Below are 15,261 nucleotides of genomic sequence, written 5' to 3'. Positions count from 1 at the left end.
AGGTTGGGTTTCGTTGCTGCAACCCAACCCAAAACTCCTTACGGAGAAGAACGAAACATTGGCATAGACTCTGAGTTTTTGCTCCTCAGCTATTGTCCAAATGCTTCGCTCCTATATCCTATTCGCTCCTATATCCTATAAGTAGGAATTATAGGTAATTAGGCACCAGGCATCGTACCTGTAAAGGTACTACCAGCACCACCTTCGGCTTTGTGCTGCCATTGACCATGTTCACCCTGTTGGTAGCTGTTTTTAACCGAATTCCACGCAACTTGATGGGCTTGGTTATCATTGAGTCCATCGCGAGATGCGCTATTATAGGCAGCACAGAAAATCTGTTGGGCGCCTTGAGGAAGTTGTTCTTTTACGTCGTTTGGTAATTCTTCGATGTTTTGATAAGGCATGATTATTTTCCGTGAATTATTTTGGTCACGTCTACTAGCAAATCAAAGGGATTCTTAAAAATCATCTTTCTGTAGCTGTATATACGACTCTACCTATAATGGGGGAGGTAAGAAAGGACGGGTTTTGCTACATCCATAGTCTTTGTATTGGTTGACTACTCCCTTGGCTAAATCTGGCGATTGTAGCGAACTTTTTGCCATGGCGATTAAAATCGCTGCTACACAAACAAAGTCCGCCTACGCGGACTGAATCATAAGCTGTTCGGCATTTAAACCTTAATATCAATAATGGCGAAAGCCTTGTAGTGCGTTAAGCGAAGCCATGCCGCAGGCTTTGCCTCTTGCTCGCTACTAATACCCAATTTAAATGCATGACAGCTTAACGGAGGTAAGAAACCCGAATTTACAACCTTAAGCAATGCTTATGTCTAAAAACGAACTCATCTATACTCTTAGTCTGAAGATGGTTCTGTATGGGAAAGTCTTGATATTCAGGTCGTGCAATAGTAAGTACGGTGCATAAGTAGGTGGACACAATTAAAGTTAACGGTTGAGAGCAGGGAACAGGGAACAGTAAAGGTTTGAGGACGGTTTACAAAAGTTAATACAGTACTGTTTTCTTTTCTCTGATGATTGGCGATTGGCGTTTTGTACGGTGGTCGTCATAGAGAGGTAATAATATTAGTTATGTTTTATTGTGCCAAATAGGTTAAGATGCGTTACGCTACGCTAACACACCCTACAGATAGAGCCTTTGTGTAAGTCCTAAAGATAATCAATCTTCCTTCACTCAAAACGTTTACGCTGATCTGACCAACGTTTAAGTCTATACTGATTCTCACCCGCCAGGACTAACGCCGCCGTTCCCCCATCCCCCAAATCCGCGATCGCAGTCAGTGATGTATTCCCATGGGTGGAGAATTCACTGTAGAGTAACGCCCCCTTCTCCGAAAATATTAATGTCCGGGGTTTATACTCCTGCGTGTTCGTGTCTGGGCGTTTGATATTCAGGGTTTGATTGGTACTCGATAGATCCTCATACAGGGTTAAAACGGCTTCCGGTTCATCGTTCCCGGTTAAATCCAGAGGCTGGACTAACCAATGTCCAATCTCTTGCAGCATCATCGGAATCGTGGGTTCGACTTCAGGCGATCGCTTGCCACTTTTAACCAATTCCTGCCACAGTGTTGGTAATATTGCCGCGACCCATTGCGGTTGCAGTTGGTTTAAATCGGATAAGCTAATTGAACCCGGTTCTAGCCAGCGCAGCGCCGTTTGAGAATATGCCATGGGACGACTATTTTCTCTATTGGGTAAGGCTTGTCCGGTGGCTAAAAGCTTGATTACACCCTCTTGATAGGACACCCCTTGAACCGTCGCGACGATCGTCTCCTGGCGTCCCTCCGCTGACCAGACGGCGATTTGCAGGTATGGATCAGTGTCTAAACCCAGATATTGCCAAAGACGCTGAGTTGCAACAACTGTGGACAATTGTAAATCGGTAAAGGGTGTTTGACGCCAACGTTGACCATCATTAAACGCCGCGACTTCTACCTGATACCAAACCTCTTGGGGGGCTTTTTGGAATCCTGAAGCTGGGGCGGTTAAAGCGACGGGAAATGTTGCTGTATTTCCGGCTTCCGGTTGTCGCCAATTTTCCGGCTTGACCGTTTCTACTGATTGTGCAGTACCGACAATTTGACTTAAATGAGGGGTTATGGCTGGAACCTCTGCTAACGCGGTATCCAGATAATCCAGGTAGGCATAAATTTGGGCATTATTGTTAGATTGAGGCTGATCGGATTCTGATTCAGGGGGGGGAAGTTGCTGCAACCACGAAATGGCTTCCGCCCGCCCTTCTTGGGCGGCGAGAATTAAAGCCCCCCAGGTTTTTACGGTGCGATCGTTGGGACTAATATTGAGGGCAGCTTCTACCCGTCGCCATAATTCCTCGGTATCGGTTTTGAGTAAATTGGCAATCTCTTGGGCGGAACCATTAACGGCGGCGGTTTGAAATACTTGTAAAGCATCTGTCCAGCGTCCATCAATAAGATAGGCGAGAACTTGTTGTCCTTGACTTGCCCAGGTTTGGTTGGCTTGGGCTTCGGTAAATTGGGCATGAAGTCGAATCACGTCTAGTTGTGCTTGGACTGTCGCCGACTCCGTGTTTTTCTGTTCTTTTTGTAATCGTCGATATGCCCAAGACCATAACCCATTCCGGGCTAACATTAAGGAATTACGATAGGTGGGACTATCATCAGCCCGTGTATTTAGTGAAATTTCGGTTAATTGAATTGGATTGAGGAGAAACTGGCGGGGTTGAACCTGGTATACCTGGAATTTGGGTTCTAATCCCACTGTTTGATCAAGCACTAATTCTGGGGTGGATTCCCCGGTGACTTGTTGCCAATAAGGGGGTTTATCTGTGGGACTTTGCCAGTCCAGCATAACACTCAGGTGCATTTGTTCGGGGTTGTAATGGAGGATTTGTCCATAACTTTTCGGGGATTCATTGGTGAGACGAACTCCCCAGAGGTTAAACCAAAATCCTGTGGCGGGGGCTTGATTTTCTAAACGGTTAAATCGAGTAAAGGCGAGGGAACGAGAGGCACTTCCAGTAATGGCGTCGGTGGAGGAGAGGACAAAATATTCTTCCGGTTCGTTAATAGCAAGCTGAGTGACCAATTGGTAAGCAAGTTCAGCTTGCTGAAATTCGATGGGTTGATAGAGTCTTAGTTCGACAATTTTTTGGCAATTGGTTTGACAGTTCGGCTTAGATTTTAAGATGGGTAATAGAATAGGAGTTTCTCGATAGGGTTGTCCTGTATTGAGGGATACAAGTTCTCCCGCGATTAACCCATTTTGGCGCAATTCGTCGCGTATAGTTGCCAGGGTTTGTGGGGGTGAAGCATCAGCGATGGGAATCTTTGTCCATCCGGGTAAAATGCGATTCAGCCAGATCGCCGCATTCGGATCAATCATGAGGCGAATCCCTAGCCATATCCCCCCAGTAACGATCGCACCCGTGGCGATTAATGCGGCGATCGTACCTAATGCTACCAGACAGCCGTTGGCTGATGATTTTTTCCGGACTCGTCTTCGGCGTCTCTTTGTGACTCCGGACAATCGTTTCCCCCTTTCACCTACTGACACCTTATCACCGATCATCGCTGCATTAAGTTAGTGATTGTGTACCCCTAAAGCCAAGGGCAATACTATCGTTTTCCAGACTAATCCGGCTACAATTAATCCCAGACCAACCAACCAAATTTGTTGTTCCACCCAAAAGGCTAAGACAAGACACCCGGCTAATCCTACCCCAGCTATCCATTTGGGATACAGTCGTTCTTGGGCAGATAGGCGTAGGGCAGACAGGTTGGTAAGGGCATAATAAACCAAAACGGTAAACGCGCTAAATGACCAGGTTATTTTTACATTACCAATCAGAACCAACGCCGCGATCGCAACTCCAATACAAATCACTGATATATAGGGTGTGGTTCCCGCCGCATTCAGACGCGCTACGATCCTTGGCATATCCCGACGACGCCCCATAGCCAATAGTACGCGAGATAATCCCAATATCAGGTTTAGCAATACGCCTACCATCGCCGTCATTGCACCGAGGGCGAGGAGTGGGGGAACAATAGGAATCCCAAATTGGCGAGAAGCGACTTCCAAGGGGGCGGCTTTTGATTGGGTAGCGGCGCTAAGGGTATCCACACCGACAGAACCCACACCCACGGCGGCGATTGCCATATACAGGATCATGGTAACAATCATCGTCAAGATAATCGCGATCGGGATAGTACGTCGCGGTTGATGCACCTCTTCTCCCAATGTGGCAATTCGACCATAGCCAGTATACGCCACAAACATTAAAGCACTGCCATGGAGTAAAGAGGCGATCGCACGTTTATCTGAGGTGTCGTCTGGGAAAAAGGGAATAAAATTCCCAGGGGTGACATGAGGTAAACCCGTGATGATAAAGATCATCAGCGAGAGTAGGGTAATGGAGACGATAATTAGGTTAGTTAGGTTAGAACGGCGAATTCCCCCTAAGACAATTAGCGTCAAGATAACTACTGTCACCAGCGCCAGGGGGACTAACCATTGATTCGCATCCAGACGCAACGCATTTAACAAATAACCCGCAAACCCCAAAGCCGCCGTCGCTGCTGATGCTGTTTTCGCCAACAGGAACATCCAACCCGCCGTAAAGCCCAGCCAAGGGGTAAGATAGCGATACCCATATTCATAAGTTCCCCCACTAACAGAATGATTCGCCGCAAGTTGGGCGCTACTTAACCCATTACAGGCGGCGAGTAAGGCTGCGATCGCAACAGCTAAAATTACCGATGTTCCAGCGACTCCGGCGGCGATACCAATACTGACAAATACCCCGGTTCCCACCATCGAACCGAGTCCGACTAGGATAGCACCTCGGAGATCCAATTCTCGTTTCAGCGAGGGTGGCGCGTTTGATTCTGGCATAGAGACACTCCCCTGAGTAATCATTATGCCGCTTATCGTACCAACTCTAATAGAGTAGAATTTATGTCAAGTGATCTACGATACAAGCGACAAGAAATGTAGGGGCGCAAGGCTTGCGCCCAGAAAGATTTTGGTGTTGCCGAAATCCTTACTATACCGTAGAGTGGGCATTGCTCACCCGCTAAAATTTCAGCCAAATAAGCATTTTGGTATCGCCGAAATTCTATACTGTAGGGTGGGCATTGCCCACCAGCTAAAATGTCAGTACCTGTGAACAAGTCTCAAACCCTTACAAATGACAAATGACCATCCCCACCTACTTATTGTCTCTCGGTTCCAGTAGCTTTATCCTAGTCTGGTCATCAAACTTTTCCTTGTTATCAATAGTTTCTAAAGTCGCTTCCTGTTCCTTTAACGACTCAATAGTGTTGCTCAACTCCAGTGTGTTTCTAGATACTCGATTGAACGATAACCAAACTACGGTAGTAGTGAAACTGGCTCCGATAATCACTGCTAAGGGTAAAATAACACCACTGTCAGTCATCGAAACTAATGGAATGCAAATCCCTAACATTCCCGTAGCAAATCCCCAGATAATGGCAGTAGCGGCAAGTTTGAAGCCTGCTCCTTGTGTTTGACGTATCATAAGTTAACTCAAGCTATCAGACAATCACTATCTCCTCTGTCACAATGCGATAGTGTTCATTTCCCGCCCAAAACAATGCAATAAATCTTCCAGCTTGGGGTCAGTCAAATCATTAACCACCAACTCCGCCCCCGCCGCCATTAACGCCTGTGGTTCATGAGTCGTCGCCACACCAATTGTTAAAAGTCCCGCACCGACGGCGGAACGAACGCCAGTTAAGGAGTCTTCAAACGCCACGGCTGAAACCGGGGATACACCCAATAATTCTAACCCCACCTGATAAGGCATGGGATCAGGTTTACCCTTTTTCAGTTCCTCCGCTAAAACAACGGTGGTAAAGTGCTTGTCTAAACCGAGAACTTGCAACATGAATTGGGCATTATCTTTCGGTGCATTTGTCACCACCGCCTGCTTCAGTTGCTTTTGATTTGCCCAATCTAACACCTCTACCAATCCGCCTAACGGTTTCAATTGTTGGGCAGCACGTTTCCGATATTCTGCTTCTTTATAATCCCCTAACTCTTTTCCTGCTTCTAGAGACAGATGGGGTAATAAATCCTTGACAATCGCCGCATTGAGACGACCGCTAAAATGAGTTTGGTAGAAGGCGTGATCAAACTCTAAGCCATACTCGCGCAAGATATCTTGCCACGTCTGAAAATGGATAGGGTCAGTATCCGCTAAGGTGCCGTCTAAATCAAATAATAATGCCTGAAGCATAATCGATGGGGTGATAGCTGTTGCACTCCAGTCTACCGTTTAGTAACGAAATATGACAAGAACGACTCAGTTTCCGGTTAAGACTGACGTATCGTAATAAAAGGTGCGGTTTATCAAGATGGGTTTAGCCACTTTCTGCGTGGGTATCACCGATTACATTTCAACAAAACCCCTCCTTATCCCAAATCAGTATCACTGCGCCAAAGCTTTGATTTCTGCCAGTATTATTCACAATGAGTGATATGATTCAATCTCAACTCACACTGCCCAAAGTATCCTACAGGATTGAATGGAAAAAACTGCCTGATGATTTTCACTTACCTGATGAACCTGTGGAGAATATTGATCATCCCTTACTCGCATCAGCACTGCGAGAGATTCTAGAAATCGCTGGTTTTATCACCGCCTCCATGCTATTCGCCTCCAACTTTGCTATCTGCGCCACTGTGGATGGCAAAATAGTGGTCAAAGCACCAGACTGGTTTTATGTTTCCAATGTGTTACCTATCGCGCCAGAAGTCACTCGTCGCAGTTATACCCCTCATACAGAGGGAGATATTCCAGCCATTGTTATGGAGTTTCTCTCTGAGACTGAACAGGGGGAATACTCAGCGAAATCGACTTATCCCTATGGAAAATGGTATTTTTATGAGCGGATTTTGCAAGTCCCAATTTATGTTATTTTTAACCCCAATGATGGGACATTAGAAGTCCATGATTTAGTAGCTGGACATTATGAATTGCGACAACCTGATGGGAATGGACGCTACTGGATTGCCGCAATGGGTTTATATTTGGGAGTTTGGTACGGCACTAAGGCAGAAATAACCTGCTATTGGTTACGGTGGTGGGATGAATCAGGAACTCTTTTACCTTGGGGAGTTGAGCGAGTGGAACAAAGTTTACAGGAAGGAGTACAACAAGGAAGAATGCAGGAAAAGTTAGCTATGATTAACCGTTTATTGATTCGCCGAATTGGTGAAATTACTCCAGATATGCAATCACGAATTAATGGTTTATCGGCAACAGTTTTAGATGAATTAAGTGAGGCTTTATTAGATTTTACGGATATGGCAGATTTAGTCAATTGGATTGAGCAGTGTTAATTCATATCAAATATTCATACCAAATCCACCTTTATCACCCCTTTTGCCACGGCGATTAAAATCGCTGCTACACAAGCAAAGTCCGCCTGCACGGACTAGAACACCAGTCCAGTAATCGGATCATCTACTTGAATTGTGCCAAAATGCTAACAATACGATACCAAATCTCCGGTCTTTTGACTTTTTACTTTTGCCTTTTTACTTCTTGTTACCACTAACTGTGGTTACTGGACTGACGCCCTAGACATGATAGAACGCAACATTGGTATAATTACTGGTTCAAGATGTGAGGTGAATAAAACTTGTTGATATTAGGTCAGATTTAATTTGACGATAATTAAGTCCAATCAAGTCTTTAAAATAAATAGATGTTGGTTCTTTTAATACTGAACTATAGTCTTTGTGAATTTGAGGAGTAACTGAGGTACTATCGCTGAAAAATAGAGAATATCCGAGGACGGCAATAGACTTTTGATTAAGGGATTGAATTAAATCCTGTGACGTTATCCCTTTTTGATGATAAAGTTGATTTAACCCGGCATTGTCTTCTGCCAAAATTGCCTGAAATGCCATTCGTTCATCCTCAGTAAGCTGTTGAGAAAATTCCAGCAATTTCTGCAATTTTTGTGGTAAAATCGCGGATAAACTTGGTTCAATTATAGGAAAGATTGTTTCACTTGCGGTTAACTTCTGTACTCGTAAGGTTTGCATTTGCTGTTGCAGAGTGGCATAATCGGATTCTAACTGCTGTTTAAGCTGATCTAATCGCGTCAAATCTTGATTCAGTTGCTTTTGTTGTTGCTGTTTTTCAGTAACTTGTTGCTGCATTTGTTCCAACTCGGATTTGAGCGGCGTGAGATTTTCCTGCACTCGCTGTTGCTGTATCCGTAAAGACAAAAAAGCTTGATTCAGTTGCTCTAAACGTTGCTTTAAGGCTTTAATTTGGGTATGTAAGTCGTAAGCTTCGCCGCCTAAGTCTTGCTTACGGCGTTCAAGTGCAGCTAAATCTTGACTAAGATGTTCGTGGTGATGCAGTTTATCAGCTATTTCAGTTTGAAGCTGTTCGAGTTCAGTATGTAAGTGATTTAAGCGAGTTTCCGCTGGCTGGATTTGAGCCGTTTTTGCCCAGAGGGATTGATTCAGTTCGCTTTGGTGTTTCTCTATCTGCTGAATTTGCGATCGCAGAATACTCACTTCCTCTAAATGTTCCTGCTTGTGCTGTTGAACTTCACTGATTTCCTGATACAGGCTATTTCGTTGGTTATGCAGTTCAGACACGCGATTCAGAAGCTGACTCCGTTCCGTTTGTAATGCCTTGATACTGGCTTCGAGTTGATGTTGTGTTTCCTTTCCCTGCATGAGTGATGCATACAATAGGCTTTCTTCTTCCTCAAATTCTTGGATTTGATTGAGTAAAGCATTTTTGCGCTGTTTTTCTGATTGAAGGCGTCGCCTATCCGCTACAGTAACGCCAGCATAACTTGCCACAACGGTAACGACTCCATTAACCAAGGCTTTGTTGGGGTTAACGAATAATCCCACACCCACGCTGACTGTAAAAGCAACTGTACCAAGAAGCATTTGATTAACGAGTTGGTTCATTGGTCTTATGTCATTGGTCTTATGTCTCAAATCTAAATACAAAGAGGGCGGGTTTTGTTGATAAGTTATCAGTCTACCCATCAATTAAATGGCTAAACCCGCCCCTACAATACGATATAACTTTTGCATCCTGCTACCCTTCTACCCTATCCGAAGGACGAATCCCTAAATCAGCGCTGAGAAAATCCACAAATTGGCGGGCGCTGCGCCCAGAACGTCCATTATGGCGGGTTGCCCATTGAATGGCACGGGATTTTAAGTCATTTTGGGGTAAGTTGATGTTGGCTTGCTGGGCTAAATGATAGACAATGTTGAGATAAGCGTCTTGGTTGGCTGGTTCAAAGGTCAGAGTTAAGCCGAAGCGATCGCTAAAGGATAATTTTTCTTGTAAGGTATCCCAGGCATGGATTTCATTATTATCGCTGGGACGAGGGCGATCGGCAAAAAATTCCCGTACCAAGTGGCGTCGATTGGAAGTGGCATAAACGACTACATTGGGGGAACGGGCGGTGACACTCCCTTCTAAGACAACTTTTAGTGCCTTAAATGCATCGTCGTCTTCTTCAAAGGAGAGATCGTCCACAAAGATGATAAACTTTTGCGGTACGTCTCGCAATTGCTCCACTATCATCGGTAGGTCTTTTAAGTCAGACTTAGCAACTTCAATCAACCGCAGTCCCTGATTTTTATAGTTTTGTAATAAACCCTTGACTAATGATGACTTACCTGAACCACGACTGCCATAAAGTAAGACATGTAACGCCGGATAACCCGCGAGTAAGAATTCGGTATTTTTAACTAATGCGGCTTGTTGAGACTCATAGCCCACCAATTGAGTTAACTGAATCGGATCAGGGTGGGCGATACCCAGCAATTGACCCGACTGCCAACGCAGGGCATGATATTGGGCAAATAATCCTGTACCATGGTGTCGATAGTGGGCGGCTAATTCCTCTAGTGATTCTGTCCAATCACTAGAGTGGTGTAGAAACGTAGGCTGCACCGTTTCCAGATTCCAAGAAACAGGCTGTGCTTCTAACTGAGAAGCTTTTTGCACCCATCGACTTAGCTGTTCAATGCAACATTGAGAAAGATGGTGCAAGGCGCGTAAATCCTGTTTCGCCGCCGTGACGAGGGCTGGAGGTAAATCGTCCAGGGCTACCCGTTGCACTTGCACAGAAAAGGGATTCTCATCCTGGAGAATTTGCCGAATCAGAAAATCTTGCCAACTTTGTCCGTGGGCGGCTAAGATTTTGAACCAGTTTCCATACGCGACCAAGCAATCGGTTTGTTCCGCTTCACCCTGGCTTAGGGTTTGCAAAATACGGAGAAAGGCTTTTCCCCCGTCGTTACGCAGAACCGATTGATACAGCAACAGCGACGCGGCTTGGCGTTTGAGGAATTGGCTGGAGGCGTTGGCAGGTCTCTTTGATGATGGCATGACGCCTATTGTAGCGGATTATCAGAATACACAAGGAAATTTCGTTTCTTTCCTCAACCCAGCCTACAACGGTAACAAGCTTTATTAAGTATGGGATGGTTCTCAACACTGATATTGTGGCGGCTTGCGAACAACAATTGTTTTGGTATAGCTTAATGAGTCCGTTTTACTATTGGCAACAAAAGAAGCCTTAAATAGGGGCTGCTGTTGGCAGTGGTGAGGTGAGCGGAGATGGGGGTGATGGGGGTTACAAAGACCTGTAGGGGCGACCCGCTGGAATAAATTAACAACACCACTCATTAATTGGGTCGGGTCGCCCTCTGCTCAACGCCCTGTACTGGACTGACACAGCTAAAATTAATAGATTGATGGTTAAATTGGGCGCACGCCATGCGCCCCTACAATGCTAATCCACCATTTTAGGTGGGTCATGCTGTAGGGTGAGGAGAGCGAAGCGTAACGCACCATTACCATTACTCCAATGTTTGCCGCTATACAAACGTAGACGCCAAGAGACATCAATCGGGGGCGCACGTCGGTAAGATGAGGGCGCACGTCGGTGCGCCCCTACGATACTGTCGTTTTTACACGACGTTGATTGATGGAGAAACGGTCTAGCCAATGATGGTAAAATCGGCTTCTGTTAAGAGGTTGGCGTTCACTCCTTTGAGCCTAGCCAGCGTCTCATCTTCAAAACCAATCAGTGTATTTTTGCCATCTTGAGTAATCGATAACTGACCAAAAGTTAGACCATTGGCTAAACCGATTAAATCGGCACCGTCTTGGAAGTCTACAATTGTATCGATTCCTTCGTTTATGGCGAGGATAAAGGTATCGCTACCACTACCGCCAGAGAAGTCATCCCCAGTTAAGGTATCGTTACCGAGTCCACCGCGCAGGATGTCATCCCCATCATCCCCCCAGATTTGGTCATCCCCGGCTTCACCAAAGAGTTGGTCATTTCCCCCTTTGCCACCGATGCGGTCATTGCCTGCACCACCGAAAATGATATCATCGCCACCGATACCAATTTGGGGGGAACGTTTGTTTAAGTCACCGCGTAAGACATCATCCCCGTCACCACCGAAGATTTGATCATTTCCTAAACCGCCAGCAATGGTGTCATGACCAGCAAATCCGTTAATGCGATCGCGCCCTTGAGTGCCAACTAAGGTATCGTTATTGGGGGTGCCATCGATGGGAGGTTCACCGGAGTCGAAGGTAAGGGTGGTGGTGGCGATGGTACTCAGGTTACTGTGCGCTTCTCCATCATTGACCGCAAATTCAATAATCCGGTCTGTGGTGTCGGGGGTGGTGGCGGTATTGTTATAGGTGACAGTTCGTAGGACTTGTTGGTAATTGGCAATGGTATCTTCTCCACTGAGGATGAGGGTGCGAAGAATTGGATCGTAATTGGCGGTGATATTGGTATTACTGGTATCAGCAGCCAAGATTTCCGCTGCACCATCTTGGAGATTGGTGATTTTGACGGTAGCGTTGGCGAGGGTGGTGGTGTTGGCGTCAGTTATGGTTAAGTTATTAGTATTGACAATCGAGACAGGACTTCCGGTAAAGGTGGTGGTAAAATCAATACCTGTATCATTACCGTTGAGGTCAAGTTCTGGGGCGAGGTTACCGTAAACTACATACGTCTCCCCTGCATAACGGATGCCGTTGGGATCAGTCAAAGGTGCGCCGATAATCAAATCATCAATTCCATCACCATTGATATCTCCAGCGCTGCTGACCGAACGACCTGAGAAGTCACGCTCATTAATGCCGTTGAGGACGAAGCCGTTGCTACCATTGAGTTGAGACAGGTTGAAAGAGGCATCAAAATCCCCACTCTTACCAAACACCACATAAGTTTCCCCTGCACTGGGGGTGTCATTGGGGTTAGCAGAAGGTGCGCCGATAATCAAGTCATCAATGCCATCCCCATTGATATCTCCAGCTGAGCTGACTGAATAACCTGAGGAGTCACCCGTATCAATACCATTGAGGACAAAGCCGTTGCTACCATCCAGTTGAGACAAGTTGAGAGTGGCATCAAAACCCCCACTCTTGCCAAACACTACATACGTCTCCCCTGCATCACGGATGCCGTTGGGGTTAGCTCGATCTGCGCCGATAATCAAGTCATCAATGCCATCCCCATTGATATCTCCAGCTGAGCTGACTGAATCACCTGAGCGGTCAAACCCATTAAGGACAAAGCCGTTGCTACCATTAAGTTGAGATAGGTTGAGAGTGGCATCAAAACCCCCACTCTTACCAAACACTACATAGGTTTCCCCTGCAGAAGATGCGCCAATAATCAGGTCATCAATGCCATCCCCATTGATATCTCCAGCTGAGCTGACTGAACGACCTGAGAAGTCACCCTCATTAATGCCGTTGAGGACGAAGCCGTTGCTACCATTGAGTTGAGATAGGTTAAAATTGGCATCGAAACTCTCAGAAGAGCCAAACACAATGTAGGTTTCCCCTGCAGAACGGATGCCGTTGGGGTCAGCAGAAGATGCGCCGATAATCAAGTCATCAATGCCATCGCCGTTGATATCTCCAGCTGAGCTGACTGAACGACCTGAGAAGTCATAACTATCAATACCGTTGAGGACGAAGCCATTGCTACCATCGAGTTGAGACAGGTCAACAGAAGCATCAAAACCCCCTTGATTACCAAACACCACGTAGGTTTCCCCTGCATTTCTGTTGCCGTTGGAGCCAGCACCTAATGCACCGATAATCAGGTCATCAATGCCATCACCATTGATATCCCCAGCTGAGCTGACTGAACTACCTGACCTGTCCAACCGATCAATGCCGTTGATGACAAAGCCGTTGTTACCGTTAAGTTGAGACAGGTTGAATGATAAGTTAGGTGCAAAATTCAAAAACGTCAGGGTGGTCGTAGCCACCACGGTACCGTTAATTTTGCCGAGTTCATCACTCACTGAAAAATCAATGATACGCTCTGTCTGGTTAGGCGCTGGGGCGGTATTGTTATAGGTAAGAGTCCGCAAAACTTGTTGGTAATTGGCAACGGTATCCTCACCACTGAGGGTGAGTGTGCCACTGCTGGCATCGTAGCTGGCAATAATGTTAGTACCACCTGTGTCGGCAGCCAGAATTTCAGCCCCAACGTCTTGGAGATTACTGATCTTGACTGTTGCTTGTTCAAGAGTTGTAGAGTCGGGGTCAGTTAAGGTAAGGTTGATGCGATCCACAATGGGAACTACGACTCCGGGTAAAGTCAAGAAGGTGGCAAAATCAGTACCTGCCATGTCGCCGTTGAGGTCTAACTGTGGCGGTCGATTAGCATTACCGAATACGATGTAGGTTTCCCCTGCATTAGAGTTGCCGTTGGGGTCAGCTTCTGGTGCGCCGATAATCAAATCATCAATGCCATCCCCATTGATATCTCCAGCTGAGCTGACTGAACGACCTGAGGAGTCACGCCGATCAATACCGTTGAGAACAAAGCCATTGCTACCATTGAGTTGAGACAGGTTGAGAGTGGCATCAAAACCCCCTTGATTACCGAACACCACATAGGTTTCCCCTGCACGGTAATTGCCGTTGGGGTCAGCACCTAATGTACCGATAATCAGGTCATCAATGCCATCCCCATTGATATCTCCAGCTGAGCTGACTGAATAACCTGAGTTGTCACGAAAATCAATGCCGTTGATGACGAAGCCATTGCTACCATTGAGTTGAGACAGGTCAACAGAAGCATCGAAACCCCCTTGATTACCGAACACCACATAGGTTTCCCCTGCACGGTAATTACCGTTGGGATTAGCTGTTGGTGCGCCGATAATCAAGTCATCAATGCCATCCCCATTGATATCTCCAGCTGAGCTGACTGGATCACCTGAGGAGTCACCAAAATCAATGCCGTTGAGAACAAAGCCGTTGCTACCATTAAGTTGAGACAAGTTGAGAGTGGCATCAAAACCCCCACTTTTGCCAAACACTACATAAGTTTCCCCTGCACTATCGATGCCGTTGGGGTCAGCAAAAGGTGCGCCAATAATCAAGTCATCAATGCCATCCCCGTTGACATCTCCAGCTGAGCTGACCGAACGACCTGAGGAGTCAGACTCATTAATGCCGTTGATGACGAAGCCGTTGTTACCATTGAGTTGAGACAAGTTGAAAGAGGCATCAAAACCCCCACTCTTACCAAACACCACATAAGTTTCCCCTGCACTATCGATGCCGTTGGGGTCAGTAAAAGGTGCGCCGATAATCAGGTCATCAATGCCATCCCCATTGACATCTCCAGCTGAGCTGACAGAAACGCCTGAGAAGTCATCCTCATCAATGCCGTTGAGGACAAAGCCATTGCTACCATCGAGTTGAGACAGGTCAACAGAAGCATCAAAACCTCCACTCTGACCCAACACGATGTAGGTTTCCCCTGCATTTGTGTTACTGTTGGGGTCAGCAAAAGGTGCGCCGATAATCAGGTCATCAATGCCATCCCCATTGATATCTCCAGCTGAGCTGACTGGATCACCTGATCCGTCATTCGCATCAATGCCATTGAGGACAAAGCCATTGCTACCATCGAGTTGAGACAGGTTGAGTGAAGTATCAAAACCCTCACTCTGACCAAACACCACATAGGTTTCCCCTGCATTAGAGTTGCCGTTGGGGTCAGCACGCCTTGCGCCGATAATCAGGTCATCAATGCCATCCCCATTGATATCTCCGGCAGAGCTGACAGAAACGCCTGAGAAGTCACCCGCATCAATGCCGTTGATGACGAAGCCATTACTACCATTAAGCTCAGAAAGGTTGAAAGATGCAGCTAACATAGTAAATTTCTTCGTCAGG

9 protein-coding genes are annotated in these 15,261 nt (G+C 46.3%); 1 reads left to right on the top strand and 8 read right to left on the bottom strand.

The window, feature by feature from the left end; translation table 11 throughout:
* Positions 1-158: 158 nt before the first annotated feature.
* The 5 genes from RID53_RS02465 to RID53_RS02445 form a co-directional block, all read right to left on the bottom strand.
* Positions 159-404, bottom strand: a complete 246-nt coding sequence (locus RID53_RS02465; protein WP_446386610.1) for a ChaB family protein — start codon at positions 402-404, stop codon at positions 159-161.
* A gap of 786 nt (positions 405-1,190) precedes the next feature.
* Complete coding sequence (locus tag RID53_RS02460; RefSeq protein WP_446386609.1) at positions 1,191-3,530, bottom strand: hypothetical protein; 2,340 nt, start codon at positions 3,528-3,530, stop codon at positions 1,191-1,193.
* A 54-nt stretch (positions 3,531-3,584) separates the two neighbouring features.
* A complete protein-coding gene (locus RID53_RS02455; protein WP_446386608.1) occupies positions 3,585-4,898 on the bottom strand; it encodes an APC family permease in 1,314 nt (437 codons plus the stop codon).
* Positions 4,899-5,214: 316 nt separating this feature from the next.
* Positions 5,215-5,544, bottom strand: a complete 330-nt coding sequence (locus tag RID53_RS02450; protein ID WP_446386607.1) for a hypothetical protein — start codon at positions 5,542-5,544, stop codon at positions 5,215-5,217.
* Positions 5,545-5,583: 39 nt separating this feature from the next.
* Positions 5,584-6,264, bottom strand: a complete 681-nt coding sequence (locus RID53_RS02445) for an HAD family hydrolase (protein WP_446386606.1) — start codon at positions 6,262-6,264, stop codon at positions 5,584-5,586.
* Between the two features lie 242 nt (positions 6,265-6,506).
* On the opposite strand from RID53_RS02445, the gene RID53_RS02440 reads away from it, so the two are divergent.
* A complete protein-coding gene (locus RID53_RS02440) occupies positions 6,507-7,370 on the top strand; it encodes a DUF4351 domain-containing protein (RefSeq protein ID WP_446386605.1) in 864 nt (287 codons plus the stop codon).
* A 279-nt stretch (positions 7,371-7,649) separates the two neighbouring features.
* On the opposite strand, the gene RID53_RS02435 is transcribed toward RID53_RS02440, so the two are convergent.
* The 3 genes from RID53_RS02435 to RID53_RS02425 form a co-directional block, all read right to left on the bottom strand.
* Positions 7,650-8,972: a hypothetical protein gene (locus RID53_RS02435; RefSeq protein ID WP_446386604.1), complete on the bottom strand. Its 1,323-nt coding sequence runs from the start codon at positions 8,970-8,972 to the stop codon at positions 7,650-7,652.
* A gap of 133 nt (positions 8,973-9,105) precedes the next feature.
* Positions 9,106-10,413 (bottom strand): ATP-binding protein, encoded by a 1,308-nt coding sequence (locus RID53_RS02430; RefSeq protein WP_446386603.1) that lies wholly within the window; start codon positions 10,411-10,413, stop codon positions 9,106-9,108.
* 614 nt (positions 10,414-11,027) lie between these two features.
* Positions 11,028-15,242 (bottom strand): beta strand repeat-containing protein, encoded by a 4,215-nt coding sequence (locus tag RID53_RS02425; RefSeq protein ID WP_446386602.1) that lies wholly within the window; start codon positions 15,240-15,242, stop codon positions 11,028-11,030.
* Between the last annotated feature and the right edge of the window lie 19 nt (positions 15,243-15,261).

Source organism: Coleofasciculus sp. B1-GNL1-01, from assembly GCF_040220235.1.
GTDB lineage: Bacteria > Cyanobacteriota > Cyanobacteriia > Cyanobacteriales > Coleofasciculaceae > Coleofasciculus.
The sequence above is the reverse complement of the archived record's forward strand: the minus strand, read 5'-3'. Positions and strand labels throughout refer to the sequence as shown.

What these genes read in the sequence shown, in the direction of transcription:
- RID53_RS02455 (WP_446386608.1), bottom strand. Translation starts at nt 4,898, where the DNA reads ATGCCAGAATCAAACGCGCCACCCTCGCTGAAACGAGAATTGGATCTC.
- RID53_RS02440 (WP_446386605.1), top strand. Translation starts at nt 6,507, where the DNA reads ATGATTCAATCTCAACTCACACTGCCCAAAGTATCCTACAGGATTGAA.
- RID53_RS02445 (WP_446386606.1), bottom strand. Translation starts at nt 6,264, where the DNA reads ATGCTTCAGGCATTATTATTTGATTTAGACGGCACCTTAGCGGATACT.
- RID53_RS02435 (WP_446386604.1), bottom strand. Translation starts at nt 8,972, where the DNA reads ATGAACCAACTCGTTAATCAAATGCTTCTTGGTACAGTTGCTTTTACA.
- RID53_RS02465 (WP_446386610.1), bottom strand. Translation starts at nt 404, where the DNA reads ATGCCTTATCAAAACATCGAAGAATTACCAAACGACGTAAAAGAACAA.
- RID53_RS02430 (WP_446386603.1), bottom strand. Translation starts at nt 10,413, where the DNA reads ATGCCATCATCAAAGAGACCTGCCAACGCCTCCAGCCAATTCCTCAAA.
- RID53_RS02425 (WP_446386602.1), bottom strand. Translation starts at nt 15,242, where the DNA reads ATGTTAGCTGCATCTTTCAACCTTTCTGAGCTTAATGGTAGTAATGGC.
- RID53_RS02450 (WP_446386607.1), bottom strand. Translation starts at nt 5,544, where the DNA reads ATGATACGTCAAACACAAGGAGCAGGCTTCAAACTTGCCGCTACTGCC.